Origin of the sequence: Nocardioides sp. NPDC059952, assembly GCF_042730435.1 — a bacterium.
Classification (GTDB): domain Bacteria; phylum Actinomycetota; class Actinomycetes; order Propionibacteriales; family Nocardioidaceae; genus Nocardioides.
Genome location: NZ_JBHWLY010000027.1, coordinates 1 through 25,793, shown reverse-complemented (window position 1 = coordinate 25,793; position 25,793 = coordinate 1). Strand labels below are relative to the sequence as shown.

Genomic DNA, 25,793 nt, shown 5'->3' with positions numbered 1-25,793 from the left:
CGGACTCATACCGTCGGTAGGCGTGTCCCCCACACCGATCACCTCGGGCCCGGATCGCGCCAAGCTGATGCGCGCGATCGTGCCCGCGGTCGCGCTCTGCGGCGTCCTCGGCGTCGCCCTGAGCTTCCTCGTCCCGACGACCGCCTCCGCCGGCCCGACCGTCAAGGTCGCCCAGGCGGCGCCGGTGCAGCCCGGCTTCCAGCGCTTCGCGTGGCTCAACGCCTGGGCCGACCACCACACCGCGCCCGGGGGTGCTGCCGCCGGACGGCTCGACGGCGTGCCGCGGATGCGGATCGTGGTGGGCCACCTGCGGCGTACGGTCATCGACTTCGGCGTGCTCGCCGAGGTGGAGGCGCCGCAGCGGGAGGCCTTCGAGTCGTACGGCCGGGAGTACGCGCTCGTCTCCACGCCCGACGCCACCGACGACGCGGTCTTCTACCGCCGCTCGGTGTTCCGGCTGGTCAGCAAGGACACGGTCACCATGTACTACCGCCACGGAGCCCGCGTCACCGCACCTGTGGTGGTGCTGGAGGAGCGTTCCTCGGGCCAGCGGGTGGGAGTCCTCCCCGTGCACTTCCCGGCAAGCATCCCGTCGGCTCCTCGACAGAAGCAGTGGCGCGACGTGAACGCGCGGATCGTCAAGGACGTGGTCGCGCGCGCCGAGGTGCCGATGGTCGTGGCCGGTGACTTCAACCAGCGCAACGACATCCTGTGCGACCTGACCTCGCCCGGGACCGGTCTGGCGAGCCCGCTCGCGACGCACGAGAAGTGCGCCACCGCCCGCCGGGCGCCGATCGACCAGGCCTTCCTCAGCCCGTCGCTGCGGCCCGACCGCTATCGGGTCTACTCCGGCCCGTCGGCCCGCCGGGCCACCGACCACGGCGCGTTCTATCAGGTCCGGGTGCGACTCTCCGGCATCGTCTGAACCCTCAGAAGTAGGTCCGGACCAGGTCGGTCACGGTGTAGTCGAGATCGACGACCGGGATCAGCCGCCACTTGTCGAACGCCGTGCACGGGTGCGAGATCCCGAAGCTGACCAGGTCGCCGGGCCGCAGTCCGGCGTCGGTGCGCAGGAAGGCGTGCTGGTCGGCCAGCTTCTCGACGGTGCCCTCGAGCGGCTCCGCGCCACCGAAGCCGTTGCGCCGCACCGCGAGCGCGACCGGAAGGCCATGGTCGTACGGCGCGTCCCGCCTGCCCATGCCGACGATGACCAGCCCCTCCTCGGGTGCTGAGATCACCTGGGCCCACACCTCGATGGCTGGGTCCAGGGTGCCCTCGATGCGGCCGTAGGGCGTCTCGCCGGCGTAGAGCCCGTGGTCGTGGGAGACGTACGCACCGCTGCGCAGCACCTGGCGAGGCGTCATCCCGTCCGGCCAGCCCGCGGACCAGCGCTCGGCGAGGACGTCGAAGAAGGCGCTTCCACCTGCGGAGACGATGGCGTCGCCGGCGACCAGGCCCTTGGTGAAAAGGGTCGAGGCGAGCTCCTTGAGACGGTCGAAGTAGTCACCGACCGCCTCCGCCGTGTGCAGCCCGCCCTCGTAGCCGGCCACCCCCGCCAGGAGCACGCCCGGCGTGGCGTCGACCAGCCGCGCGAGGTCGACGGCCTCCTCAACGGAGCGACAGCCCGTGCGCCCGCCCGGGAAACCCAGATCGATCAGCACGGCCATGGGCCGGTCCTCGACGCCGACCAGTGCCGACGCCTCGGCCGCCGCTTCGACACCCTCGACCGAGTCGACCCAGTGCAGGTGGAGGAACTCGGGGTCGGCCGCACGCTCGGAGGCCACCCAGCTCAGAGCGCTGTGGTCGAGGATCTCGTTGGCGACCATGACCCGGCGTACGCCGGCATGGCGAGCGACCAGGGCCTGGCTGGGCGAGGCGACGGTGATCGCCCACGCGCCGGCGTCCAGCTGCCGCTGGTAGAGCGAGGGCGCCATCGTGGTCTTGCCGTGCGGAGCGAACAGCAGACCGTGCTCCTCCGCGAAGCCCGCGAGGGTCGCGATGTTGTGCTCCAGCGCGCCCTTCTTGAGCACCATCGCCGGCCAGGTGAACGAGCCGTCGAAGAGGTTACGGCCGGAGGCTGCGTACGCGTCGAGACCGACGGCCTCCCCCGGTTCCCAGAAGCCCTTGTCCGCCCAAGTCACATGATCGTCCATCGAGACAGAACCTACCGACGGCCCAGCTGCGAGACATCGAGTTTTCGAGAAACCGTGGAAATCCCCGGGCAGGTATCGGTGTCGCTTATCGTGACGCCATGGCCAACCGCGCAGCTCAGAGGGCGATGACTCGCCAGCTCCTGCTGGACGCGGCGATGGATCGGTTCGTCGCGAGCGGCTACGCGGCCACGACGATCGACGAGATCGCCTCGGCGGCAGGCACAACTCGGGTGACGTTCTATGCCTACTTCCCCTCGAAGTCCGAGGTCATCAAGGCCCTGATCGCCGAGCGCCTCGAGGACGAGCTGGTCCAGCTCCGCTCCCCGCGGGGCAGCTCGCTCGGCGGCCTCGCCGACGCGGTGGCGGCCGGCACCAGCGAACAGCTCGGTGCCTGGATCCGGCAGGCCGTGGCCCGGTGGCCGGAGGTGCGTCCGATCGTCACGATCGCCCGGGCCGCCCAGGCCGTCGATCCCGATCTCACCCGCATCGTCGACGCCTGGACGGACGAGACGATCGAGGACGTCAGCACGGGCCTGGACAAGGCGGACCGGTTCGACGCAGACAGCCGGCGGCTGCGCGGCGCCCTGGCGGTCGGCCAGCTCGACTATCTCTTCCAGCGCTGGGCGGACGGGTTCTGGGGTGTCGAGCACGACCGCATGTGCGAGCTGCTCACCGAGAGCTGGGTCATGCTGCTGGGCGACCCGGCCTGACCGGCCTGACCCAGCAGGTCACAGGAACGTCTGGCCCTCGCCCCGATAGGTCGGCGCGACCGTGATGATCGAGTCGCCCTCGATCAGCTGGAGCGTGTCGAGCCGCTCGCAGACCTCACCCGCCTTCGCGTGCCGGAACCAGACCTTGTCACCGATCGCGAGCTCGTCGGCGGCATGCCCACGCAGCGGCGTCTGGACCTCCCCGGCGCCTTCGGTGCCGACGTACTCCAGTCCGAAGGGGTAGGTCGGGCTCGGGACGCGGTCGAGTCCGGGCGGGCCCGACGCGATCCAGCCACCACCGGCGACGGTGACGATGCCGGGCGCGGGGCGGCGGACGACGCTCAGCCCGAAGTAGGCAGCGGGGTGGGGCGTGAAGCCGTCGTAGCGGTCGAAGAGGGTCGGGCCGTAGAGGCCGGACCCGGCCGCGATCTCGGTCACCGAGGGGTCGGCGTGGGTGGACTCGATCGAGCCGGTGCCACCGCCGTTGACGAACTCGAGGTCGGTCAGGGAACGTACGGCGGCGACGATCTTCCCGCGGCGCTCGGTGATCTCGGCGATCGAGGCCTTCTTCATCCTCCTGATGACGGCCGCGGGCGGGTTGCCGCCGCGCGGCCGGTCGACGGTGCCGGCGACCTGGCCCTCGTAGGCCATCAGTCCGACCAGCTGGAAGTCCGGGTCCTCGGCGACGATCCGGGCGAGGGCGACAGCATCCTCGGGGGTGCGGACCGGGGAGCGGCGGGCGCCGAGCCAGATGCGGCGCGCGATGACCAGCGCGGCGTCGAGGTCGATGGCCACGCGTACGGGGGCGGCCGGCGTGCCGATCGCGGCCTTGACCAGCGACAACCCCTCGGCGCTGTCGATCATCAGGGTGACCCGGGCGAGCTTCTCCTCGTCCTTCGCGAGAGCGGCGAGCGCGGCTCGGTCGACGGTCGGGTAGCCGACCACGACGTCGTAGTGCGTCTCGGCCAGCCACAACGCCTCGAACAGCGTGAAAGCCAGGATCCCCTCGTATCCCTCGCGGGCGAGCACCCGGTCGATCAGCGCCCGGCAGCGTACGGACTTGCTGGCAACCCGGATCGGGGTGCCGGCGGCACGGCGCACGAGATCGTCGGCGTTGGCGTCGAACGCCGCGAGGTCCACCGCCCCGACGGGTCCGTCGAGACGAGCGGTCGCCCGGTCGAGCCGTTCGTGCTGCTGGGCGGAGAGATGGTGGGAAGTCGTGACCACGACCCAAGTGTTTATGCCCCGGGAGGCGCTCACGTCAACGGCAGGTAACCAACTGTGCCGTCGCGCGGCGAAAGTCGGCTCCCGGATATCGGCGCAGGCGTTGACCGTACGCCTTCGACCAGCCAACCTTTCCGCGTGAGCGAGTGGCAGAACTGGGCGGGGAATCAGCAGACGAGGTCGATCGAGGTCGTGGCGCCGCGCGACGAGGCGGAGCTCTCGGCCGTCGTCGTGGCTGCGGCCGAGGCCGGGCGGAAGGTCAGGCCGATCGGCGCGGGGCACTCGTTCACCGCGATCGGGTCGCCCGTCGACGTCCAGGTCAGCCTGGACCGTCTCTCCGGGATCGTCCGGGCCGACTCGACGACCGGCCTCGTGACCGTGCGGGGCGGCACCCGCCTCAAGGTCCTCAACCGCGCGCTGGAGGCGCTCGGGCTCTCGATGACCAACCTCGGCGACATCGAGGAACAGTCGATCTCGGGCGCGATCTCGACCGGCACCCACGGCACCGGGGCGCGCTTCGGTGGCCTGGCGACCCAGGTACGCGGCCTGCGGCTGCTCCTCGCCGACGGCTCGGTGATCACGTGCTCCGAGTCGGAGAACCCTGAGGTCTTCGACCTGGCCCGCGTGGGACTGGGCGCGCTCGGGACCATCGTCGAGGTCACGCTCCAGACCGAGCCGCTCTTCGCGCTGCGCGCACGCGAGGGCAACGGTGAGCTCGCCGACGTCATTGCTGGGTTCGAGGAGCACGCGTCGGACACCGACCACTTCGAGTTCTACTGGTTCCCGCACACGACCCGCGTCCTGACCAAGCACAACACCCGGCTGCCGCTGCCGGAGACCCCGTTGGCGCCGGTGGGCCGGGTCCGCGGTTGGTTCGACGACGAGCTCCTCTCCAACACCGCGTTCGGAGCGACCGTCGGACTCGGTCTCCGGGTCCCCGGCCTGGTGAAGCCGCTGGCCCGCTTCGCCGCCTCCGCCCTCTCGCCACGCGAGTTCACCGACATCTCCTACCGCGTCTTCACCTCGCAGCGGAAGGTGCGGTTCGTGGAGAGCGAGTACGCCGTCCCGCGTGCCGTCGGCATGGAGGTCCTCGCCGAGCTGCAGCGTGCGGTCGAGGCTTCGTCGTGGAACATCTCCTTCCCGGTCGAGGTCCGGGTCGCGGGCGCCGACGACATCCCGCTGTCGACGGGGTTCGAGCGCGAGAACGTCTACATCGCCATCCACACCGCGCCCACCTCGCCGTGGCGTTCGGAGTATTTCGCCGCGTTCGAGCGGATCGCCACCGAGGCCGGCGGCCGCCCCCACTGGGGCAAGATGCACACGCTCTCGGCCGCTGACCTGGCCGAACGCTATCCGCGGTTCGGCGACTTCGTCGCGCTGCGCGACAAGCTAGACCCGTCCCGCACCTTCGGCAACCCCCACCTCGAGCAGGTCCTCGGCTCCTGACCGCCGAGTCGGCGCAACTTCACCGAAAATCGTGCCGAGTCGGCTCGTTCTAACGAGCCGACTCGGCAGGATTATTGGTCAGGATGCGCCGACTCGGCTTCATCTGGGCGTCTCCCGGGCGTCACCGGCCGGACCTAGCCTGACCCGATGCCAGGCGCCAGCAGCACCCAGCGGATCGCCGAGATCCACGGGCTGCGGGGGCTGGCACTGACGCTCGTGGTCGTGTTCCACCTCTTCGGCAACGGCCGGGTCTCCGGCGGCGTCGACGTCTTCCTGGCACTGACCGGGTTCCTGGTGACCCGATCGCTCGTCCGCCGGGTCGCGGCCTCCGAGCTGCGCCTGGCCGACCACTACGGGCGTACGTTCCTGCGGCTCTCGGCTCCTACGCTGGTCGTGCTCGCCGGGACGGCGGTGCTGATGGTGACGGTCATGCCGCGGTCGGTGTGGGGCTCGACGCTGCGGGAGATCGCCGCATCGGCGGCGTACGTCCTGAACTGGGAGATGATCCGGTCCCAGCTCGCCTACGGTGCGGCCGGGCCGAGCGCGAGCCCGCTGCAGCACTTCTGGTCGCTGGCGGTGCAGGGGCAGTTCCTGCTGGTCTGGCCGGCGGTCGTGCTGGGGGTCTGGTGGGTGGCTCGGGCGCGGCTCCGGGTGGCGCTGGCGCTCGTGGTGGCGGTGGCGACGTTGGCCTCGTTCCACTTCGCATGGCGGCTCGGGGCGGCCGACCAGCAGGTGGCGTACTTCCACACCGGGGCGCGCTTCTGGGAGCTCGGGGTGGGGGCGCTGGTCGCGCAGGGGCTGGACCGTCTCCGTCCGCCCGGGCCCGTGCGACCGATGGTCGCCTGGCTCGGGCTGCTGCTCGTCGCGAGCTCGGGGTTCGTGCTCGACGGCGCCGCGCTCTTCCCCGGGCCGTGGGCGCTGTGGCCGGTCGGCGGGGCGCTGCTGGTCGTGATCGGCTCCGGGTCGTCGGCTGCCTGGGGGCCGCAGCGGCTCCTCGCGGTCAGGCCGCTGCGGTTCGTCGCGGACATCTCCTTCCCGCTCTACCTGTGGCACTGGCCGCTGCTCGTGGCGTGGCTGAGCTGGACGTACGCCACCCGGACCACGCTCCTCGCCGCGGTCGTCGTGCTCTCGGTCTCGGTGGTCCTGGCCTGGCTCACCCACCGGTACGTCGAGGTGCCGGTCACCCGCATCCGGCCCCGCTTCGGCGGGCACGGGCGGCTCGTGGCCATCCCGGTCGTGCTCGCGCTCGTCGCCGCCGGGGCGCTAACCGGCGCAGGCGTGGTCGAGCGCCAGGACGCCGCGGCGAGGGCGGCAGCCGTCGACGCCGCAAAGCGGTACGCGGGCTGCATCGGCGCCGCTGCTCTGGACCCCGCGACCGCCGGCTGCGAAGGTCCGGACCGGCTGCTCGACGCCAGTCTCGGCTACCAGGCGCCCGACGGGTCGGGCTGCTGGTCCAACAACGAGCGGCCGGTGCGGTTCAAGGTGTGCACGCTCGGGCCCTCGCGGGGCTACTCGCGTCGTCTCCTGGCGATCGGCGACTCGCACAACCACCAGCTCGTCCCCGCCTACCGCGAGATCGCCGAGCGGCGCGGCTGGCGCATCGACGTCGCCAGCCGCGCCGGCTGCCACTGGAACGCGCGGGACCGCGTCGGGGCTCCTGCGACGACGGTCGAGCTGTGCCGGGAGTGGAAGTCACGGCTCGCGACCTATCTCTCCGAGGAGCAGGGAATCGACGCGTACCTCGTCATCCACTCCAGCCAGGTCTCGGTCGAGGCCACCGGTGACGAGACGTCCGGCGAGGCGCTCAGCAACGGTCTCGCGGAGGCCTGGGCGAGCCGGCCGGACCCGTCGGTGCCGGTCATCGCGATCCGGGACAGCCCGATCTTCGAGGGCAGCACCACCCGGTTCGCACGTGTGGTCCAGCCGTGCATCGACTCGGCCGGGCTCGGGGCCGAGTCGGCCTGTGCGCGCGACCGGGACCGGGTCGTACGCGACGACGGCAGCGCCGGCGCGGTTCGGCTGACCCCGAACGCCCACCGCGTCGACCTCACCGACTACTTCTGCGAGCCCGACACCTGCTCCCCCGTCGTCGGGGACCTGCAGGTCTACCAGGACGGCTTCCACATCTCGCCGCTCTACGCCGCGACCCTCGCGCCCTATCTCGGCGACCGGATCGCGACGATCCTGCACTGATCGTGGAGCTAGGCGACGGCCGGCTCGGGATCGGGCTCGTCCTCGCGCGGGAAGTGGGTCTGCTTGAAACGTACGGCCATCCGGGTCGAGGGCCCCATGGCGGCGGCAGCGACGACGACGATGGCGCCGATCACGATCCAGCCGGCGCCACTGTAGAAGTCGGGGTGCCAGCCCATCGCGAGGAAGGTGAACAGGGCCGGCGCCCACGCGCCGCCGAGCTGGCGGCCGATGCCGGCGACACCCTCGTACTCACCCCGTCGGTCGGGGTCCATGAGCTCGGCCTGGAAAGCCCACGAGGCGGAGCCGATGGCGAGCTCGGCACCGGTCACGGCGACGTGGCCGAGCCAGACCAGGAAGATGGTGAGGAACCCGCGGGTGTCGTGGGTGACCAGCGTGATCGCGCAGGCGGCGACGAAGAACGCGCTGCTCCACCACACCCGGCGCAACGCGTCGCGGACGTCGCGGACACCCTTGGACGTGTAGGCCGGGAGGATGATGCACAGCACCGTGTTGGTCGCGAAGAGCCAGGCCAGCAGCCAGCGCGGGGAGTCGGTGTATTCGACCAGCCAGAGCGGGATCACGGTGTGCAGCAGCACCTGGTTGCTCCACAGCGTGCCGGTGAAGGTGGTCACCAGGAGCCAGCCGACGTTGCGCAGCGCACCGGGGCCGGGCAGCTTCTCGGTGACCTCGCCGGCCGCGCGGCGCTCGTCGTGAGGCGCCCTCGGCAGCCGGGTGATCCAGACGGAGTTGGCGATCCCGATGACCAGCGCGAAGAACGGCACGCCCCACTTGAGGACCGTGTCGGTGTCCAGCGCGAGCGCGATGCCGGCGATCAGGGCACCGATGGTGAAGCCGAGGTTGAGGCTGGAGTACATGAACGCCTGCGTCTCGACCCGCTCCTTGTCGGGCAGCACATCCAGGACGTACGCATTCCGGCCGGCACCGCCCGCGTTGTTGACCACCTCGAAGACGACGATGACGGCCAGGTAGGCCCAGAAGCCGTGGATGAACGGCATCGTCGCGAACATGAGCGCGCTGATCAGCGCGCTGATCGCCCAGATCCGCTTCGGGCCGATGAAGTCGGCCAGCCGGCCCATCGGGTAGGCGGTGAGGAAGCTCGCAATCCCGGCGACCGTCAGACCGACGCCGATCTGCGCCGGGGTCAGACCGACGAAGGCGACCAGGTAGAACGCCGCCGCGGTGTTGAACGTCCCGTCCCCCGCCGCGAAGAGCAGCGACTGCGTCGCCAGCCGCTTCGACAACGGCGTCGGTGGGATGAGGTTGTTGATGAATCCGGGCAGGGCAGGCACTGGCCAATTCCACCATCGAGAACGGGTGATTGCCGACTGGTTTTTGCCGAGGCGTCAGCCCCGTCGGCCGAGGCGTCAGGCGCGTCGGCCGAGGTGGCATCGGGGTGACGCTTCGGCCGAGGTGGCATCGGGGTGACGCTTCGGCCGACGTACGTGACGCTTCGGCCGACGTACGTGACGCCTCGGCTCAGGTTCGGCGCGCGGCGAGGGCCTCGACGGCGTCGCGGGCGGTGGCGGCGATGGCGAGGTCGACGTCGTTCTGGATCCGGGCGGTGCGGTCGGAGTCGGTGAGCACGGCGATCGCGACGCGGCCGGCGGGGTGGGTGACCACGGCGATCTCGTGGCGCAGGGTGAGGAACCCGCCGGTCTTGCCGGCGAGCTGGATGTCGTCGGCGAGCAGGTCGGCGGCGATCCGGTGGGTGAAGACCTGCTTGCCCATCAGCCGGCGCACCAGCTCGGTCGCCTCGGGCTTGGCGACCTCGTCGCGCCAGACGCGCTCGAGCAGGTCGACGCAGGCGCGCGGCGTGCCGACCGTGGCGCGCTCGACGTCGAGCGAGTCGATCACGTGCCGGCCGCCCGGCCGGCGACCCTCGACCGCGAGCTGGGTGGCGAGGGCGAAGTCGGGGCCGGCGACGCGGGTGGCGTAGTCGTACATCGGCTGCATCCGGTGCCGCACCCGCAACCCCTCCACGCCCCACTCGGCGAGCTGCTCGTCGACCTCGCGCGGCGAGACCTTGTCGAAGAGCGCGTCGGCGGCGGCGTTGTCGCTCAGCCCCAGCATCATCAGCATCAGGTCGGCGACCGAGCAGGTCGCGTCGTGGGTGAAGGCCGAGATGCCGTACGGCCCGTAGCTCCGCTCCGCCGCGGTCAGCGTCACCATCGCGCCCCCGTCGATCTCGCCACGGGCGATCCGGTCCGCCACGACCAGCGCCAGCGGGACCTTCGCGACCGACGCCAGCGGCATCGGGCGGTCGACGCCGACCCCGACTTCGTGGCCGGTGTCGATGTCGCGGGCGAGGAAGGCGATCCGGACCCGGAGCTCCTCGAAGCGCTCGGCGGTGGCCTCGGCGAGGTCGATCAGACCCCGGTCGCTGCCGACGAGCGGACTCATTCGTGCCCGCCCTCGGGTGCACCGACGCACGCACCGAGCAGGGCGAGCGCCCGCTCCCGCACCGGGCCGGCCGCCAGCGGTCCGGGCGGCGGCGGCTGCTCGACCAGCCTATGACCGCGCGGCACCGGGTCGACGAAGGGCGACCAGCTCAGTCCGTACGTCACCGCCTCATGCCGCGCACAGACCAGGCTCGCCCGGCCGGCCATCGTCTCGGCCACCGCGAGCTGGTGCGGGGCGCGACGCAGCGTGGCCGGCCCGATACCGGCGCGATCCGCGAGCCGTCGCAGTCGGCCGGCGGGGTCGTCGAGGTCTCGCGGGAGAGCCAGCACCTGCGTACCTTCCCCGCCTCGGCGGGGGCGCAGCGAGCTCAGCGACACCGGCCCCCGAGCGGTCCCGGGAGCGGTGGCCGCGCCCAGCGGGGTGAGCCAGGTGGCCGCATCCGGGTCGCACGCCTCGACCGTCCAGGCGGCCGACTCCGGTGTCTCCTCGCTGTCGTTCGCGAGGCGTACGTCGACGCCTTCCGCCTCCAGCAGCGCGACCAACCGCGCGAGAGGAGCAGGATCGCCGCCGGACGGCACCGCGACCACGAAGCTCTCCCGGTCGTGCCGGCGGATGCTCCGCAGCAGATGGTCAGCCTGGTCGAGCAGGTGCCTGGCCCGCGGCAGCAGCGCGGTGCCGGCCGGGGTGAGGGCGATCTGGCGCCGGCTGCGGTCGAGCAGCTCCACCCCGAGCTCACGCTCGAGAGCACGCAGGCGACGGCTGAGGAGAGGCTGGTCGACGCCCAGCTCGAGGGCGGCCGCGGAGACGCTCATCTCGTCCGCGACGGCGGCGAAGCCGCGCAGATGAAGCAGTAGGTCCACGCGTACAGGATGGCTGATCGGCCCCACCTCGTCCCATGTCGGCGATGCATACGTGCATGCCGGATCGTCCTTGGACGCCGTCGCCGCAGCGGCGGCACGATGCTCGACATGACCACACCGATCCTCAGCCGTCGCGCCGTCCTGGGCGGTGCCGCCACCGCGGCCGCCGTCGCCGCAACCGGAGTCGGCGGCTCCGTGGCGTACGCCGCCGACAGCCCCTCGATCGCCGCGCTCGAGCAGAAGCACCAGCGTCACCTCGGCGTCTGGGCGAAGAACATGCGGACCGGACGCGTCATCGAGCACCGCGCCGGGGAGCGCTTCCCGATGCTGTCTACGTTCAAGACCCTGCTCGCGGCCTCGATCCTGCGCGACCACCCCGCGCGTACGCTCCGGCAGCGCCTGACCTGGGACGCCGCCGACGTCGTCGTCAACTCACCGGTCACCTCGCTGACGACCCGCAACGGCCTGACCGTCGCGCAGCTCGCCGAGGCGACGATGACGCGCTCCGACAACACCGCGGCCAACGAGCTGCTCCACCTCATCGGTGGGCCTGCCGGCATCACCACCTTCGCCCGCTCCCTCGGCGACACCGTCACCCGGCTGGACCGCTGGGAGCCCGACCTCAACAGCGCGATCCCGGGCGACCCGCGCGACACCACCTCACCCCGTGCGATCGCGCAGACCTACACGCGGCTTGTCCTCGGCAACGCTCTCGACCGCGCGGACCGGGACCAGCTGATCACCTGGATGCTGGCCAACCAGTCGACCGTCACCCGGTTCGGCGCCGGGGTTCCCGTCGGCTGGCGGCTCGCCGACAAGACCGGCGGTGGTGACTACGCCTCGCGCAACGACGTCGGCGTCACCTGGCCCCCTGACGGCGCCCCGATCGTCATCGCCGCCCTCACCCGCTCCGACGACCCCGCCGCCGAGCCGCTCGACACCCCGCTCCGGGACATCGCGGCCACTGTCTGCGCGGAGCTCGGCTGACCGGGCACGCGAGCTGTAACACGTCGTTCGTAGGACTTCTCGCCCTATCGGAACGACCGGATAGTCCTACGAACGACGTGTTACACGTGCAGCGGCGGCCCGCCCTCGGACGGCTCAGACTCCGTAGACCGGCTCAGCCTCCGGCGCCTCACCGAGCAGCTTGCGGAGCGCAGGGCCGACCTCCGCAGCCTCCCAGCGGGCGCCGGCGTCGGCGGAGGGGCCGTGGGCCCAGCCGTTCTCGACGGTGATCCGGGGGCCGTCGATCTCGATGACCCGGCCGGTGACGTCGCGGGCCTCCTCGGAGGCCAGCCAGGCGACGACCGGTGAGTTGTCCTCGGGGAGCGCCATCGCCGAGGTGTCGAAGGCACCCTCGGTCATCCGGGTCTTGGCGACCGGTGCGATCGCGTTGACGGTGACGCCGTAACGCACCATCTCGGCGGCGGCGACCAGGGTCAGCCCGGCGATCCCGGCCTTGGCCGCCGAGTAGGTGCCCTGCCCGATCGAGCCCTGCAGGCCCGCGCCGGACGAGGTGTTGATGACCCTGGCCTCCCGCTGACGCCCGGCCTTCGACTCGGCCCGCCAGTACGCACCCGCGTGCCGCAGCGTCGCGAAGTGTCCCTTCAGGTGCACCCGGATGACCGCGTCCCACTCCTCCTCGGAGGTGTTGACGAGCATCCGGTCGCGTACGAATCCGGCGTTGTTGACGAGGATGTCCAGGCCCCCGTACGTCTCGACGGCCTGTCGCACCATCGCCTCGGCCTGCGCGAAGTCGGCCACATCAGCGGCGTTGGCCACCGCCTGCCCACCTGCGGAGACGATCTCGTCGACCACCTGGGATGCGGGCGACTCACCGGTGCCCTCGCCCGCGAGCGAGACGCCGAAGTCGTTGACGACCACCTTCGCCCCGTGACGGGCGAGCTCGAGAGCGTGCGCCCGGCCGATGCCTCGCCCCGCTCCGGTGACGATCGCGATCCGGCCTTCGAGCAGTCGAGCCATGGTGGCGTCCCTTTCAGTCTTGCGTACAGAAACCAAGCAACTGCTAGGCTACCAAGCAATCGCTAGGTTAGGAACGGACCATGGGCATCTCCACCGAGATCACCGACGAGCAGATCGCCGTCGTCACGATGAACCACCCACCGGTGAACGCGCTGCCGGTGAAGGGCTGGTTCGAGGTCGCCGACGCCGTCACGGCCGCCGCCGGCAACGGCGCCAGGGTCGTGATCCTGCGCGCCGAGGGCAAGGGCTTCAACGCGGGCGTCGACATCAAGGAGATGCAGCAGATCGAGGGGTTCGAGGGCATCCTCGGCGCCAACCGCGGCTGCTACGCGGCGTTCAAGGCGATCTACGAGTGCCCGGTCCCGGTCGTCGCCGCGGTCAACGGCTTCTGCCTCGGCGGAGGCGTCGGCCTGGTCGGCAACGCGGACACGATCGTGGCCAGCGACGACGCCTTCTTCGGCGTACCCGAGGTCGACCGCGGAGCCCTGGGAGCCGCCACCCACCTGAGCCGCCTGGTGCCTCAGCACATGCTGCGTACCCTCTACTTCACCGCCCAGACCATCACCGCCCAGCGCCTCCACGAGCTGGGCTCGGTGCACGCGGTCGTGCCGAGGCAGGACCTCGACGAGACCGCCCTGGAGGTCGCCCGGCAGATCGCGAAGAAGGACCCGCAGGTCATCCGCGCGGCCAAGGCGGCCCTCAACGGCATCGACCCGATCGACGTGAACGCCTCCTACCGCTTCGAGCAGGGCTTCACCTACGAGCTCAACCTCGCCGGCGTGGCCGACGAGCGCCGCGACGCCTTCGTGAAGGACGGCCGATGAGCACCGCCCAGACCTTCCGCACCCGGCTCACCGAGCTGACCGGGGTCACCCACCCGATCGTCCAGACCGGCATGGGCTGGGTCGCCGGCCCGCGCCTCGTCTCCGCGACCGCCAACGCGGGTGCGCTCGGCATCCTGGCCTCCGCCACGATGACCCTCGACGAGCTCGAGAAGGCGATCGTCGAGGTCAAGAGCCGCACCGACAAGCCCTTCGGCGTCAACCTGCGAGCCGACGCCTCGGACGCTCCCGACCGCTGCCGCCTGCTGATCGACCTCGACGTCAAGGTCGCGAGCTTCGCGCTTGCCCCCAAGCCCGAGCTCATCAGCACGCTCAAGGAGCACGACATCGTCGTGATGCCCTCGATCGGCGCGGCCAAGCACGCCAAGAAGGTGGCCGGCTGGGGCGCCGACATGGTGATGATCCAGGGCGGCGAGGGCGGCGGCCACACCGGCGCGGTCCCGACCACCCTGCTCCTCCCGAGCGTCCTCGACGCCGTCGACATCCCCGTCGTAGCCGCGGGCGGTTTCTTCGACGGCCGCGGACTCGCCGCGGCCATGGCCTACGGCGCCGCCGGGATCGGCATGGGCACGCGCTTCCTGCTCACCGCCGACTCGGCCGTCCCCGAGGACGTCCGCCGGCGCTACCTGAGCTTCGGCCTCGACGGCACCGTCGTGACCACCAAGGCCGACGGCATGCCGCACCGCCTGCTCCGCACGGAGTTCATCGATACGCTCGAGAAGGAGGGGCTCACCGCGAAGCTGCTGCGCACGCTCAAGCGCACCCGGCAGTTCAAGGAGATGTCCGGCCTGCCCTGGCGGACGCTCATCAAGGACGGCCGGAACATGGTCCACGGCGGTGACCGCACCTGGGCCGAGGTCGTGCTCGCCGCCAACACCCCGATGCTGCTCCGTGCCGGCCTCGTCGAGGGCGACACCAACGCCGGGATGCTCTCCAGCGGCCAGGTCGTCGGCCTCCTCGACGACCTCCCCACCTGCGAGGAGCTGGTCGACCGCATCGTCGCCCAGGCCGCCGACCGCCTCAAACACCTGGACGCGACCCGCGCCTGAGCCTCAGGGTGGACCCATGGCCATCGAGGTTCGCCCGGCGACGGTGTTCGAGGACGTACGCGCTCTTGTCGGCCCCAAGCGCCCCGACGCCAGCGTGTGCTGGTGCCTGAGCTACCGGATCCCGTCGAAGCTCAACAACGAGCTGCACGGGCCGGCTCGCGGGGAGCACGTACGGTCCCTGCTCGAGCAGGGTCCGCTGGGCGTGCTCGCCTACGACGGCGACGAGCCCGTCGGCTGGGCCGCCGTCGCGCCGCGCGCCGACACGTCCTTCGCCCGCAACCGGAAGATCCCCCACGTCGACGACCTCCCGGTCTGGTCGCTGTGGTGCATCCGGGTCCGGCCGGGCCACCGCGGCACGGGCATCTCGCACACGCTCATCGAGGGTGCCGTCGACTTCGCGCGCGACCGCGGCGCCCCGGCCATCGAGGCCTACCCGCTCGACAACCAGGGCGCGAAGGTCGACCTGACCATGGCGTACGCCGGGATCCGCAAGAACTTCGAGGCCGCGGGCTTCGTCTGGGCCGCCGACACCACCTCGGTCCTCGCCGGCCACCCGCGCGTCCTGATGCGGCGTGCCTTGGGATGATGGCTCGGTTGCCCGGGATCGGTACACTGACCTGCGTGAAGACCGAGACGAGCCGCGTACGCATCGCGCTCGTCGCACTTTTCACGCTGATGCTCCCGGCGCTGATGAGCGTCGATCCCGAGCAGGCGCTGCTCACCATCGCCGTCTCGACCGCGCTCGCGGCCGTCGCCGTCGGAGCGCTTCACAACGTCAGCGCGTTCGCCCTGGTCAGGGCACGCTCGACGGTCCCGCCGGACGCATCCGACGGACCTCACCATCTTGCCGCCCGGGTCACCGACCCGGTGTGCTCCCCGCGCCGTCCGCGCGCTCCTGAGCAGGTCTGACCGCTCGCCCACCAGCGAGCCCGTCAGACCTACCCACTCACCTCAGGAGCACACCCATGTCCGTTCTCGCCCCCTTGTCGCACGCCCTCGCGGCCGTCCTCGCCGGCGCCCACCACGTCCTGTCCTTCGCGGGCGACAACGCCAGCTGGCTGTTGGCCATCGCCGCCGTCGTCGTCCTGGTCAGGCTCGCCCTCCTGCCGTTGACGATCCGCGGCGTACGCACCGCCCACGCTTCCGCCCGCGCCCGTCCACAGATGCAGGCACTGACCAAGAAGTACGCCAAGAAGAACTCGTCCGGCAGCGCGAGCCAGGCCGACATGATGGCGATGATGGAGGAGCGTCGCAAGATCAACGAGGAGCACGGCGTACCCCGCTTCGCGATGCTCGCCGCCTTCGCCCAGCTGCCGATCTTCCTGGCGCTCTACCACCTGCTCTCCGACGTCAGCCGGAGCAACTCGGTCGGCGCGATGAGCGACTCGCTCGTCGCCTCGCTCGGGCAGGCCACCTTCCTGGGCGCGCCGCTGACCGGGCACGGCTACCTCTCCGGTGACACGACTCATCTGGTGATCACCCTCGGCCTCGCCGCCACCGCCGCCCTGGTCAGCTACCTCAGCCAGCGGCTGTGGGTCCTGCCCAACATGGTGCGTGCCGACATGCCCGAGTCGATGATCCGGATGCAGGAGCTGATGCCGGTCATCTCCGCCGGCGGCATGCTCCTGGCCGGCAGCAGCGTCCCGCTCGCCCTGCTGGTCTACTGGGTCATCAGCGGCCTGTGGACCGCCGGGCAGGCCGCCGTCATCCACCGCTGGTTCCCCACCCCCGGCTCCCCCGCGGCCGAGCGCCGCACGCTCAGGCTGCAGCCGGCCTGACCGTCCCCGCGGCGAGGTTGTGAAGCTGAGAGTGACCTATAGACCACTCTCAGCTTCACAACTCCGACCTCAGAGCCGCTCGATGATGGTGACGTTGGCCTGACCGCCGCCCTCGCACATGGTCTGCAGGCCGTAGCGGCCGCCGGTGCGCTCGAGCTCGTTGAGGAGGGTGGTCATCAGCCGGGTGCCGGTGGCGCCGATGGGGTGGCCGAGGGCGATGCCGCCGCCGTTCGCGTTCACCTTCGAATGCGGGATGTCGAGCTCCTTCATCCACGCCAGGACGACGGAGGCGAAGGCCTCGTTGCACTCGAAGAGGTCGATGTCGTCGACCGACAGGCCGGTCTTGGCCAGGGCGTGCCGGGTGGCCTCGATCGGTCCGGTCAGCATCCAGACAGGGTCGTCGCCGCGGACCGAGAGGTGATGGATCCGGGCTCGTGGGGTCAGGCCGAAGGTGCGTACGGCCGCCGCGGAGGCGACCAGCAGCGCCGAGGAGGCATCGCAGATCTGCGAGGCGACGGCCGCGGTGATCCGCCCACCGGGAGCGAGCGGCTCCAGCGAGGCCATCTTCTCCAGCGAGGTCTCGCGGGGACACTGGTCGACGGCGAAATCACCCACCGGCACGATCTCCCGGTCGAAACGTCCCTCGGCGATCGCGGTCTTGGCGCGCTGGTGCGAGGCGAGCGCGTAGGCCTCCATGTCCTCGCGCGAGACGTCCCACTTCTCGGCGATCATCTCGGCCGAGCGGAACTGGGAGACCTCCTGGTCGCCGTAGCGCTTCACCCAGCCGGGCGACTCGGCGAACGGGGTGGTGAACCCGTATTCGGCACCCACCAGCATCGCCGCCGAGATCGGGATCGCCGACATGTTCTGCAGACCGCCCGCGACCACCAGGTCCTGGGTCCCGGACATGACCCCCTGCGCCGCGAAGTGCACCGCCTGCTGCGAGGAGCCGCACTGCCGGTCGATGGTCACGCCGGGTACGTGGTCGGGCAGTCCGGCGACCAGCCACGCGGTCCGCGCGACATCGCCGGCCTGGCCGCCGATGGTGTCGCAGCAGCCCATGATCACGTCGTCGACGGCACCCGGGTCGATCCCGGTGCGGTCGACGAGCGCGGCCAGCGAGTGGGCGCCGAGGTCGGCCGGATGGATGCCGGCGAGCGCGCCTCCGCGCTTCCCGACCGGCGTACGAACCGCATCGACGATGAATGCCTCAGACAATGTTCTGACTCCTTGACCCACGTCGGTCGAGCCGACGTCGTGAGGTACGAGCGACGTCGTGTCGAGACCAACACGGTCCCTTCGGCGCTCGATGGGACTGTGTTGGTCTCGACACGCTCGGCCGCAGGCGGCCTCCCGGCTCGACCAGCGGGGTGCTACTACGCATGCTGACTCGAGACGGAGACGACCTCGCCGGTCATGTAGGACGAGTAGTCGCTGGCCAGGAAGACCATGACGTTGGCGACCTCCCACGGCTCGGCGGCGCGGCCGAAGGCCTCGCGGCCCTTGAGCTCGACCAGGAGCTCCGGCGAGGTGACCTTCTCCAGGAACGGGTGCATGGCGAGCGACGGCGAGACCGCGTTGACGCGGATCCCGTGCGGAGCGAGGTCGGCGGCGGCGGAGCGGGTCAGCGCCATCACCCCGGCCTTGGCCGCGGCGTAGTGCGCCTGCCCCTCCTGCGCCCGCCAGCCGATCACGGAGGCGTTGTTGACGATCACGCCGCGCTTCCCAGCGGCCACGAACCGCTGCCCGACGGCCCGGATGCACCGGAACGTCCCGGTGAGGGTGATGTCGAGGACCTTCCCCCACTGGTCGTCGGTCATCTCCAGCACCGACGCGGTCCCGCCGAGCCCGGCGTTGTTGATCATCACGTCGACACCACCGAAAGGCTCGGCCGCGTCGAGCAGCGCCTGGACCTGGTCGTCCTGCGTGACGTCGCAGGTCACGGCGGTGATCCGGTCCGCCCCGAACTCCTCGGCCAGGGCATCGCACGACTCCTTGAGCCGCCGCTCATGGGTGTCTGACATGACGACCGCCTTGGCGCCCTCCTCGAGCACCTTGCGCACCACCGCCGCCCCGATCCCGGCGCCGGCGGCAGCGGTCACGACGACGACCCGCCCCTCCAGGAGCGAGTGGCCGGGGACGTACGCGGGGGTTGGCTGTTCCGGCTTCATGCACGGGCCTCTCTGGGCAGGCCGAGCACACGCTCGGCGATGATGTTGCGTTGGATCTCGTCCGAGCCGCCGTAGATCGTGTCGGCGCGGGAGAAGAGGTAGAGGGACTGCAGCCGGTCGAGGGTGTAGTCCTCGCCGGTGGTCAGTCCGGCGAGCCCGACGACGTCCATCGCCAGCTCGCCGAGGTCGCGGTGCCACCGCGCCCACAGCAGCTTGGAGACGCTCGCCTCGGGGCCGGAGGAGCCGGAGTCGTACGCAGAGAGGGTCCGCAGCGCGTGCAGCCGGAGCACCTCCAGCCCGACCTCGGCCTGAGCGAGCCGGGCAGCGATGCCGGGGTCGTCGATGGCGCCGTTGGCCCGGGCTGCCTCCTCGACCGTCTCCAGCTCGCGCGCGAATCCGACCTGCTGGCCGATCGTGGAGACGCCGCGCTCGAACCCGAGGGTCGCCATCGCGACCTTCCAGCCGTCTCCCGGCTTGCCGACCACCAGGTCCGCGTCGGTGACGGCGCCGTCGAAGAAGACCTCGTTGAACTCGGAGGTGCCGGTGAGCTGCTCGATCGGGCGTACGTCGACACCGGGCTGCGCCATCGGGACCAGCAGGTAGGACAGCCCGTGATGCCGGGTCGAGCCCGGCTCGGTGCGACAGACGACGAAGCACCAGTCGGACAGGTGCGCGTTCGACGTCCAGACCTTCTGCCCGTCGACCACCCACTGGTCGCCGTCCAGCGTTGCCCGGGTCCGGACGCCGGCCAGGTCGGAGCCGGCACCGGGCTCGGAGTAGCCCTGACACCACAGCTCCTCGGCGGCCACGATCTTGGGCAGGAACCGATCCCGCTGAGCGGGAGTGCCGTGCGCGATCAGTGTGGGCCCGAGCAGCTCCTCACCGAGGTGGTTCACGCGGACCGGGGCATCGGCCCGGGCGTACTCCTCGTGGAAGATCACCTGCTGGAACAGCGGCAGACCGCGGCCGCCGTGCTCCTCTGGCCAGCCCAGGCAGGTCCAGCCGTGCTCGGCAAGGTAGCGATTCCACGCCAGCCGGCCCTCGTACGACTCGTGGTCGCGGCCGTTCCCGCCGGTGCCACGAAGCGCGGCCCACTCGCCGACCAGATGGTCGGCCAGCCACTCGCGCACCTCGGCACGGAACGTCTCGTCCTCGGCGGAGTAGGTCAGGTCCATGCCGGACAACCTACCAAACCAAGCACTTGTTTGGTAGCGTCTGCGGCATGACCGCCACTCCAACCGAGACCAGTGTCGTGACGTACGAGACCCACGGGCCCGTCGCGGTGGTGCGGCTGAACCGCCCCGAATACCGCAACGCCCAGAACTCGAAGGTGACCTACGCGCTCGACGAGGCGTTCACTCGGGCGACCAACGACGACGAGATCAAGGTGATCGTCCTCGGCGGCAACGGCAAGCACTTCTGCGCCGGCCACGACATCGGCACCCCGGGCCGCGACATCGACGAGAGCTTCGAGCGCAAGGCTGTGATGTGGTGGGACCACGTCGGCAAGGAGGGCGTCGACTCTCGCTTCGCGCGCGAGTCCGAGGTCTACCTCGGCATGTGCCGCCGCTGGCGTGAGCTGCCGAAGCCGACGATCGCGATGGTGCAGGGCGCCTGCATCGCCGGCGGCCTGATGCTGGCCTGGTCCTGCGACTTCATCGTCGCCTCCGACGACGCCTTCTTCTCCGACCCGGTGGTCAAGATGGGCATCCCCGGGGTCGAGTACTTCGCCCACCCGTGGGTCACCAACCCCCGCGCCGCCAAGGAGATGCTCTTCACCGGCGGCCGCTTCTCGGCCTCGCAGGCGGAGCGTTGGGGCATGGTCAACCACGTCGTCCCCCGCGACGACCTCGAGACCGAGACCCTCGAGCTCGCGGGGCGGATCGCCGAGATGCCTCGCCTCGGGCTCGCGTTGGCCAAGAAGGCGGTCAACCAGGCCGAGGACCTGATGGGCATGCGCGCCGGGATGGACTCGGTCTTCGGCCTCCACCACGCCGCGCACGCGCACAACGCCGAGGTCGGCAAGGACTCGCTCGCGGGGATGGACGCGAAGGCGATGAAGCAGTGACTTTCGAACAGGGGACTCTGGAGTTCACCGAGGCCGAGGAGGCCTTCCGGCTCGAGGCCCGCGAGTGGCTCGCCGCCCACAACCCCGGCCGGCTGCCGTCGATGGACACCGCCGAGGGCGCCGCGGCGCACCGGGAGTGGGAGCGGACGCTGGCGTCGGGGCGCTGGTCGGTGGTGACCTGGCCCGAGACCTACGGCGGCCGGGACGCATCGCTGACCGAATGGGTCATCTTCGAGGAGGAGTACTACCTCGCCGGCGCCCCCACCAGGATCAGCCAGAACGGCATCTCGCTGCTCGCCCCGATCCTCTTCGGCCACGGCACCGAGGCCCAGAAGGAGCGCTACCTGCGCGACATGACCGACGGTTCCCTGGTCTGGGCGCAGGCGTGGTCCGAGCCCGAGGCGGGGTCCGATCTGGCGTCCTTGCGGGCCTCCGCGACCCGGGTCGAGGGCGGCTGGAAGCTCAACGGCCAGAAGACCTGGAGCAGCCGGGCGCCGTTCGCCGACCGTGGCTTCGGGCTCTTCCGCTCGGATCCCTCCGCGGAGCGGCATCGCGGCCTGACGTACTTCCTCTTCCCGCTCGACGCCGACGGCGTCACGGTCCGCCCGATCGACCAGCTCGACGGTACGCCGGGGTTCGCCGAGATCTTCTTCGACGATGTCTTCGTGGCCGACGAGGACGTGCTCGGCGGGGTCGGCGACGGTTGGAAGGTCGCAATGTCGACCGCGGGCAACGAGCGAGGCCTCTCGCTGCGCTCGCCGGGTCGGTTCTGCGCCGCGGCCGACCGGCTGCTGGACCTGTGGGCGTCGGACCCGCAGCCCCACCTCCGCGACCAGGTCGTCGACGCCTGGATCGGCGCCGAGGCCTACCGCCTCTACACCTGGGGCACGGTCACCCACGTCGAGGCCGGTGGCTCCGTCGGCGCCGAGGGCTCGATCAACAAGCTGTGGTGGTCCGACCTCGACCTCTCCCTGCACGAGACGGCGCTCTCGCTGCTCGGCGCGGACGCGGAGCTCTCCGGCGCATGGGTCGACGACTACCTCTTCTCGCTGTCCGGCCCCATCTACGCCGGCACCAACCAGATCCAGCGCAACATCGTCGCCGAGCGCGTGCTCGGACTTCCGAGGGGTGGCCGATGAGATTCGGACGTACGCCGGAGCAGCACGCCTTCTCCGAAGCACTCGATGACCTGCTCGGTGCCGCCGACGTCCCGTCGGCCTCGCGCGCCTGGGCGACCGGTGACCACTCGGCCGGCTTGAAGCTCTGGCAGCGGCTCGCCGATCTCGGCGTCACCGGGCTGCTGGTGCCGGAGGAGGACGGCGGTGTGGGAGCAACCCCTGCCGACCTCGTCGTCGCCTTCGAGCGGCTCGGCTATCACGGCGTCCCGGGACCATGGATCGAGTCCGTCGCGGTCGCGCCCGGGCTCCTCGCGGGTACGCCGGACTCGGAGCTCCTTCAGCGGGTGGCCACTGGCGAGGCGATCATCTCGGTCGGCTCCGCAGGACGAGCCTTGGATGCCGACATCGCCGAGCGGACGTACGCGGTTAGCGACCGTGTTGGTCTCGACACGCCTCCGCCTAGCGGCTCCGGCGGCTCGACCAGCGGGGTTCCCCCGCTGGTTGAGCCCGCGAGCGAAGCGAGCGGTGTCGAAACCAACACAGTCACGTCCGCGACCCTCCACCACGCGGTCCTCGGAGCGGAGCGGACGTCGGTCGACCCGACCCGGCGGCTCTTCGACATCACTCCGGGCGACGAGATCGCACCGGCAGACCCGACGGCCGTCGAGCTGGGCACGCTCGCCTGCTCGGCCCAGCTTCTCGGCACGGGACTGAGGCTGCTCGACGACACGGTCGCCTATGTGAAGCAGCGGACCCAGTTCGGGCGTCCGATCGGCGAGTTCCAGGCGGTCAAGCACCTGCTCACCGACGTACGCGTCGCCCTGGACTTCGCGGCACCGCTGGTGCACAACGCGGCGGTCGAGCTCGAGGCCACGACCCCGACGAGCGGCCGCGCGGTCTCGGCCGCGAAGGTGGCGGCCGGGGATGCGGCGTACCTCGCCTCGCGCACGGCGCTCCAGGTCCACGGCGCGATCGGCTACACCCGCGAGTTCGACCTGAGCCTGTGGATCCTCAAGGTCCGTGCGCTCGTCGGCGCCTGGGGCACCCCGGCCGAGCACCGTGCCCGGATCCTCGAGTCGCTGGTGGAGGGCCGATGAGGTTCGCGCTCACCGAGGAGCAGTCCGACCTGGTCGCGACGGTGCACACGTTGATCGCCAAGCGAGCCGCTTCCGTGGACCTCCGTGCGGCGATCGCGACGCCCGAGGGCTACGACACCACCTTGTGGCAGACGCTCGCCGAGCAGATCGGCGTGACCGCGCTGGCCGTCCCCGAGGAGCACGGCGGTGTCGGCTGCTCCTACATCGAGGCCCATCTCGTCCTCGAGGAGCTCGGCGCCACGCTCACCCCGTCGCCGTTCGTCGGCACCCTCCTGGCGACCCAGGTCCTGACCGCTGCCGGGACGCCCGAGGCCGGCGCGCTCCTCGAGCGCATCGCCGGCGGGGCCACCGCTGCGGTCGTGGCGTCGGGATCAGATCTTGTCATCGACGCGCCCGGCGCGGAGATCCTGCTCGTACTGCGCGGCGACCAGGTCCACGCGGTCGATCCCTCGACGGTCACGATCACCCCGACGCCGGCCCTGGACCCGACCTGGAGGTTCGCGACGGTCACCGACGACAACACCCCAGGGGACGTCGTCGGGACGGTCGACCCGGCGTACGTCACCACCGTCGGCGCGACCATCATGACCGCCCTTCAGGCCGGCGCCGCGCGCGAGGCGCTGGAGCGTACGGTCGCCTATCTCAAGGAGCGCCACCAGTTCGGCCGCCCGCTCGGCTCGTTCCAGGCGCTCAAGCACCGCTGTGCCGACCTGCTGGTGCAGGTCGAGACCGCCAGGACGATGAGCTGGGCGGCGGCCTGGGAGCTGACCCAGCCCACGCCGGACCGACAGCTCATCCACTCCGCAAAGACCTGGTGCACCGATGCGTTCTCGCAGGTCGCGGCCGAGATGATCCAGCTCCATGGCGGCGTGGCGATCACCTGGGAGCACGACGCCCACCTCTACTTCAAGCGCGCTCACGCCACCGCCCAGCTCTTCCGAGGAGACACGTGAACAAGACCCCGCTCGACAAGACATTGCCGCTCACCGAGGTCACCAGCAAGCTCGAGTCCGGGATGACCATCGGTATCGGCGGCTGGGGCTCGCGCCGCAAGCCGATGGCGCTGGTCAAGGAGATCCTGCGCAGCGACATCACCGACCTGACCGTGGTCGCGTTCGGCGGCCCCGACGTCGGCCTGCTGGCTCGCGCCGGGAGGATCCGCAAGCTGGTCTACGGCTTCGTCAGCCTCGACTCGATCCCGCTCGACCCCAACTTCACCCGCGCCCGCGAGCGCGGCGAGATCCCGGAGACGAGCGAGTACGACGAGGGCATGTTCGTCGCCGGCCTCCGCGCGGGCGCGAACCGGCTCTCGTTCCAGCCGATCCGCGCCGGCCTCGGCAGCGACGTGCTGGCGATGAACCCGGACCTCAAGACGGTGAAGTCGCCCTACGACGAGGAGGAGTACGTCGCCGTCCCCGGCCTCCGCCTCGACGTCTCGCTGATCCATCTCAACCGCGCCGACGCGGTCGGCAACGGCCAGTACCTCGGCCCCGACCCCTACTTCGACGACCTCTTCGCGATGGCCGCCGACACCACGATCATGTCGGTCGAGCAGATCGTCTCAACCGACGACCTGACCGCCAAGGCCCCGCCGCAGACCCTCCTGGTCCCCCGGATCTTCGTGAACCACGTCGTCGAGGCCCCCGGCGGCGCCCACTTCACCACCTGCGAGCCCGACTACGGCCGGGACGAAGACTTCCAGAAGGCGTACGTCGCCGCCGCCAAGTCCGAATCAGATAGCGACTGGACCGAGTTCGAGGAGCGTTACCTGTGACCCTGCAGACGATCAGCCGAGCAGACATCTGCGTCGCCGCCGTCTCCGACGCCTTCCAGGGCTCCGGCGAGGTGCTCGCCCACGCCGTCGGGATCGTCCCGGCCATCGGTGTACGCCTGGCGAAGGCCACCCACACCCCCGAGCTCGCGCTCAGCGACGGCGAGGCGTTCATGATGTCCGAGGCTCCGCCGCTGCTGAAGACCGCGGCGGCCGGCGGCACCCCCGAGGCCTGGGTCCCGTTCCGCAGCATCTTCGACATCGTCGCCAGCGGCCGCCGGCACTCGATGATGGGCGCCAGCCAGATCGACCGCCACGGCAACCAGAACATCTCCTCGATCGGCGACTGGCGCAAGCCGAAGCGCCAGCTGATCGGCGTACGCGGGGCGCCGGGCAACACCGTCAACCACCGCGTCGACTACTGGGTCGCCAAGCACTCCGCCCGGATCTTCGTCGACCGCGTCGACGTCGCCAGCGGCGTCGGCAACGACCGCGCCACCGGCACGGCGGGGAAGTATCACGACCTCGGTGTCATCGTCACCAACCTCGCCGTCTTCGGGTACGACGACGCCGGCCTGATCAAGGTCGTCTCGATCCACCCCGGCGTCACCCCCGAGGAGCTCCAGGAGGCCACCGGCTTCGAGATCGACGCCTCGACCGCGCCCCTCACCCGCGAGCCCACCCCGGAGGAGCTGGCCATCATCGAGGCGGAAGACCCCAAGGGACTCCGCTTCAAAGAGGTCCCGTAAAACCGCTGGTCGAGCCGCCGGAGCCGCCCCACCCCGCCGGTCGAGCCGCCGGAGCCGCTAGGCGGAGGCGTGTCGAGACCAACACGGTGCCATCGCGCGCAGAGGGGACCGTGTTGGTCTCGACACGCTCGGCCGCAGGCGGCCTCGCGGCTCGACCAGC

25 protein-coding genes are annotated in these 25,793 nt (G+C 71.0%); 16 read left to right on the top strand and 9 right to left on the bottom strand.

Annotated features, from left to right (window positions below; genetic code table 11):
* The first annotated feature begins 22 nt into the window (after positions 1-22).
* The gene (locus tag ACFV9G_RS14360) at positions 23-925 is read left to right on the top strand and encodes an endonuclease/exonuclease/phosphatase family protein (RefSeq protein WP_378728138.1); all 903 of its coding nucleotides are present in this window, start codon (positions 23-25) and stop codon (positions 923-925) included.
* 4 nt (positions 926-929) lie between these two features.
* Here the strand turns inward: ACFV9G_RS14360 and ACFV9G_RS14355 are convergent, their stop codons facing one another.
* A complete protein-coding gene (locus ACFV9G_RS14355) occupies positions 930-2,153 on the bottom strand; it encodes an alanine racemase (RefSeq protein WP_378728137.1) in 1,224 nt (407 codons plus the stop codon).
* 98 nt (positions 2,154-2,251) lie between these two features.
* On the opposite strand from ACFV9G_RS14355, the gene ACFV9G_RS14350 reads away from it, so the two are divergent.
* Positions 2,252-2,863 carry a TetR/AcrR family transcriptional regulator gene (locus tag ACFV9G_RS14350; protein ID WP_378728136.1) on the top strand — a complete coding sequence of 204 codons (612 nt, stop codon included), beginning with the start codon at positions 2,252-2,254 and terminating at the stop codon, positions 2,861-2,863.
* An 18-nt stretch (positions 2,864-2,881) separates the two neighbouring features.
* On the opposite strand, the gene ACFV9G_RS14345 is transcribed toward ACFV9G_RS14350, so the two are convergent.
* Positions 2,882-4,090 carry an amino acid deaminase/aldolase gene (locus tag ACFV9G_RS14345; RefSeq protein ID WP_378728135.1) on the bottom strand — a complete coding sequence of 403 codons (1,209 nt, stop codon included), beginning with the start codon at positions 4,088-4,090 and terminating at the stop codon, positions 2,882-2,884.
* Between the two features lie 135 nt (positions 4,091-4,225).
* On the opposite strand from ACFV9G_RS14345, the gene ACFV9G_RS14340 reads away from it, so the two are divergent.
* Both ACFV9G_RS14340 and ACFV9G_RS14335 read left to right on the top strand, forming a co-directional pair.
* Positions 4,226-5,533 (top strand): D-arabinono-1,4-lactone oxidase, encoded by a 1,308-nt coding sequence (locus tag ACFV9G_RS14340; RefSeq protein ID WP_378728134.1) that lies wholly within the window; start codon positions 4,226-4,228, stop codon positions 5,531-5,533.
* A 147-nt stretch (positions 5,534-5,680) separates the two neighbouring features.
* Positions 5,681-7,726 (top strand): acyltransferase family protein, encoded by a 2,046-nt coding sequence (locus ACFV9G_RS14335; protein WP_378728133.1) that lies wholly within the window; start codon positions 5,681-5,683, stop codon positions 7,724-7,726.
* An 8-nt stretch (positions 7,727-7,734) separates the two neighbouring features.
* Here the strand turns inward: ACFV9G_RS14335 and ACFV9G_RS14330 are convergent, their stop codons facing one another.
* The 3 genes from ACFV9G_RS14330 to ACFV9G_RS14320 all read right to left on the bottom strand — a co-directional run bounded on the left by ACFV9G_RS14330 (position 7,735) and on the right by ACFV9G_RS14320 (position 11,007).
* Positions 7,735-9,036, bottom strand: coding sequence for an MFS transporter (locus ACFV9G_RS14330; protein WP_378728132.1), 1,302 nt, complete (start codon positions 9,034-9,036; stop codon positions 7,735-7,737).
* Positions 9,037-9,223: 187 nt separating this feature from the next.
* The gene (locus ACFV9G_RS14325) at positions 9,224-10,147 is read right to left on the bottom strand and encodes a serine hydrolase (protein WP_378728131.1); all 924 of its coding nucleotides are present in this window, start codon (positions 10,145-10,147) and stop codon (positions 9,224-9,226) included.
* Entirely contained in the window at positions 10,144-11,007 is an 864-nt protein-coding gene (locus ACFV9G_RS14320; RefSeq protein WP_378728130.1) for a LysR family transcriptional regulator, read from the bottom strand. The genes ACFV9G_RS14325 and ACFV9G_RS14320 overlap by 4 nt, the downstream gene beginning before the upstream one ends.
* A gap of 108 nt (positions 11,008-11,115) precedes the next feature.
* On the opposite strand from ACFV9G_RS14320, the gene bla reads away from it, so the two are divergent.
* Entirely contained in the window at positions 11,116-11,994 is an 879-nt protein-coding gene (gene bla / locus ACFV9G_RS14315; RefSeq protein WP_378728129.1) for a class A beta-lactamase, read from the top strand.
* A gap of 114 nt (positions 11,995-12,108) precedes the next feature.
* On the opposite strand, the gene ACFV9G_RS14310 is transcribed toward bla, so the two are convergent.
* Positions 12,109-12,990, bottom strand: a complete 882-nt coding sequence (locus ACFV9G_RS14310; protein WP_378728128.1) for an SDR family oxidoreductase — start codon at positions 12,988-12,990, stop codon at positions 12,109-12,111.
* Between the two features lie 80 nt (positions 12,991-13,070).
* Here ACFV9G_RS14310 and ACFV9G_RS14305 point away from each other — a divergent pair, with 80 nt between their 5' ends.
* From ACFV9G_RS14305 to yidC, 5 genes are read left to right on the top strand one after another with little or no spacing between them, the layout of a single operon-like run.
* Complete coding sequence (locus tag ACFV9G_RS14305) at positions 13,071-13,814, top strand: enoyl-CoA hydratase family protein (RefSeq protein ID WP_378728127.1); 744 nt, start codon at positions 13,071-13,073, stop codon at positions 13,812-13,814.
* The gene (locus ACFV9G_RS14300; protein WP_378728126.1) at positions 13,811-14,881 is read left to right on the top strand and encodes an NAD(P)H-dependent flavin oxidoreductase; all 1,071 of its coding nucleotides are present in this window, start codon (positions 13,811-13,813) and stop codon (positions 14,879-14,881) included. Before ACFV9G_RS14305 ends, ACFV9G_RS14300 begins: the two co-directional genes overlap by 4 nt.
* 16 nt (positions 14,882-14,897) lie before the next feature.
* Entirely contained in the window at positions 14,898-15,467 is a 570-nt protein-coding gene (locus ACFV9G_RS14295; RefSeq protein ID WP_378728125.1) for a GNAT family N-acetyltransferase, read from the top strand.
* 35 nt (positions 15,468-15,502) lie between these two features.
* Positions 15,503-15,790 (top strand): hypothetical protein, encoded by a 288-nt coding sequence (locus tag ACFV9G_RS14290; RefSeq protein WP_378728124.1) that lies wholly within the window; start codon positions 15,503-15,505, stop codon positions 15,788-15,790.
* Between the two features lie 56 nt (positions 15,791-15,846).
* Entirely contained in the window at positions 15,847-16,659 is an 813-nt protein-coding gene (gene yidC, locus ACFV9G_RS14285; RefSeq protein ID WP_378728123.1) for a membrane protein insertase YidC, read from the top strand.
* A gap of 69 nt (positions 16,660-16,728) precedes the next feature.
* Here yidC and ACFV9G_RS14280 read toward each other — a convergent pair whose 3' ends face one another.
* From ACFV9G_RS14280 to ACFV9G_RS14270, 3 genes are all read right to left on the bottom strand, one after another.
* The gene (locus ACFV9G_RS14280) at positions 16,729-17,877 is read right to left on the bottom strand and encodes an acetyl-CoA C-acetyltransferase (RefSeq protein ID WP_378728122.1); all 1,149 of its coding nucleotides are present in this window, start codon (positions 17,875-17,877) and stop codon (positions 16,729-16,731) included.
* A gap of 158 nt (positions 17,878-18,035) precedes the next feature.
* Positions 18,036-18,830 (bottom strand): SDR family oxidoreductase, encoded by a 795-nt coding sequence (locus ACFV9G_RS14275; protein WP_378728121.1) that lies wholly within the window; start codon positions 18,828-18,830, stop codon positions 18,036-18,038.
* Entirely contained in the window at positions 18,827-20,005 is a 1,179-nt protein-coding gene (locus ACFV9G_RS14270; RefSeq protein ID WP_378728120.1) for an acyl-CoA dehydrogenase family protein, read from the bottom strand. Before ACFV9G_RS14270 ends, ACFV9G_RS14275 begins: the two co-directional genes overlap by 4 nt.
* Before the next feature lie 47 nt (positions 20,006-20,052).
* On the opposite strand from ACFV9G_RS14270, the gene ACFV9G_RS14265 reads away from it, so the two are divergent.
* The 6 genes from ACFV9G_RS14265 to ACFV9G_RS14240 are packed head-to-tail and all read left to right on the top strand — an operon-like array spanning position 20,053 to position 25,633.
* Complete coding sequence (locus ACFV9G_RS14265) at positions 20,053-20,898, top strand: enoyl-CoA hydratase (protein WP_378728119.1); 846 nt, start codon at positions 20,053-20,055, stop codon at positions 20,896-20,898.
* Positions 20,895-22,037 carry an acyl-CoA dehydrogenase family protein gene (locus ACFV9G_RS14260; RefSeq protein WP_378728118.1) on the top strand — a complete coding sequence of 381 codons (1,143 nt, stop codon included), beginning with the start codon at positions 20,895-20,897 and terminating at the stop codon, positions 22,035-22,037. Before ACFV9G_RS14265 ends, ACFV9G_RS14260 begins: the two co-directional genes overlap by 4 nt.
* Entirely contained in the window at positions 22,034-23,113 is a 1,080-nt protein-coding gene (locus tag ACFV9G_RS14255) for an acyl-CoA dehydrogenase family protein (RefSeq protein WP_378728117.1), read from the top strand. Before ACFV9G_RS14260 ends, ACFV9G_RS14255 begins: the two co-directional genes overlap by 4 nt.
* On the top strand, positions 23,110-24,066 hold the full coding sequence (locus ACFV9G_RS14250; protein ID WP_378728116.1) for an acyl-CoA dehydrogenase family protein: 957 nt from the start codon (positions 23,110-23,112) through the stop codon (positions 24,064-24,066). The genes ACFV9G_RS14255 and ACFV9G_RS14250 overlap by 4 nt, the downstream gene beginning before the upstream one ends.
* On the top strand, positions 24,063-24,887 hold the full coding sequence (locus ACFV9G_RS14245; protein ID WP_378728115.1) for a CoA transferase subunit A: 825 nt from the start codon (positions 24,063-24,065) through the stop codon (positions 24,885-24,887). The genes ACFV9G_RS14250 and ACFV9G_RS14245 overlap by 4 nt, the downstream gene beginning before the upstream one ends.
* Positions 24,884-25,633 carry a CoA-transferase subunit beta gene (locus tag ACFV9G_RS14240; RefSeq protein WP_378728114.1) on the top strand — a complete coding sequence of 250 codons (750 nt, stop codon included), beginning with the start codon at positions 24,884-24,886 and terminating at the stop codon, positions 25,631-25,633. The genes ACFV9G_RS14245 and ACFV9G_RS14240 overlap by 4 nt, the downstream gene beginning before the upstream one ends.
* Positions 25,634-25,793 lie beyond the last annotated feature (160 nt).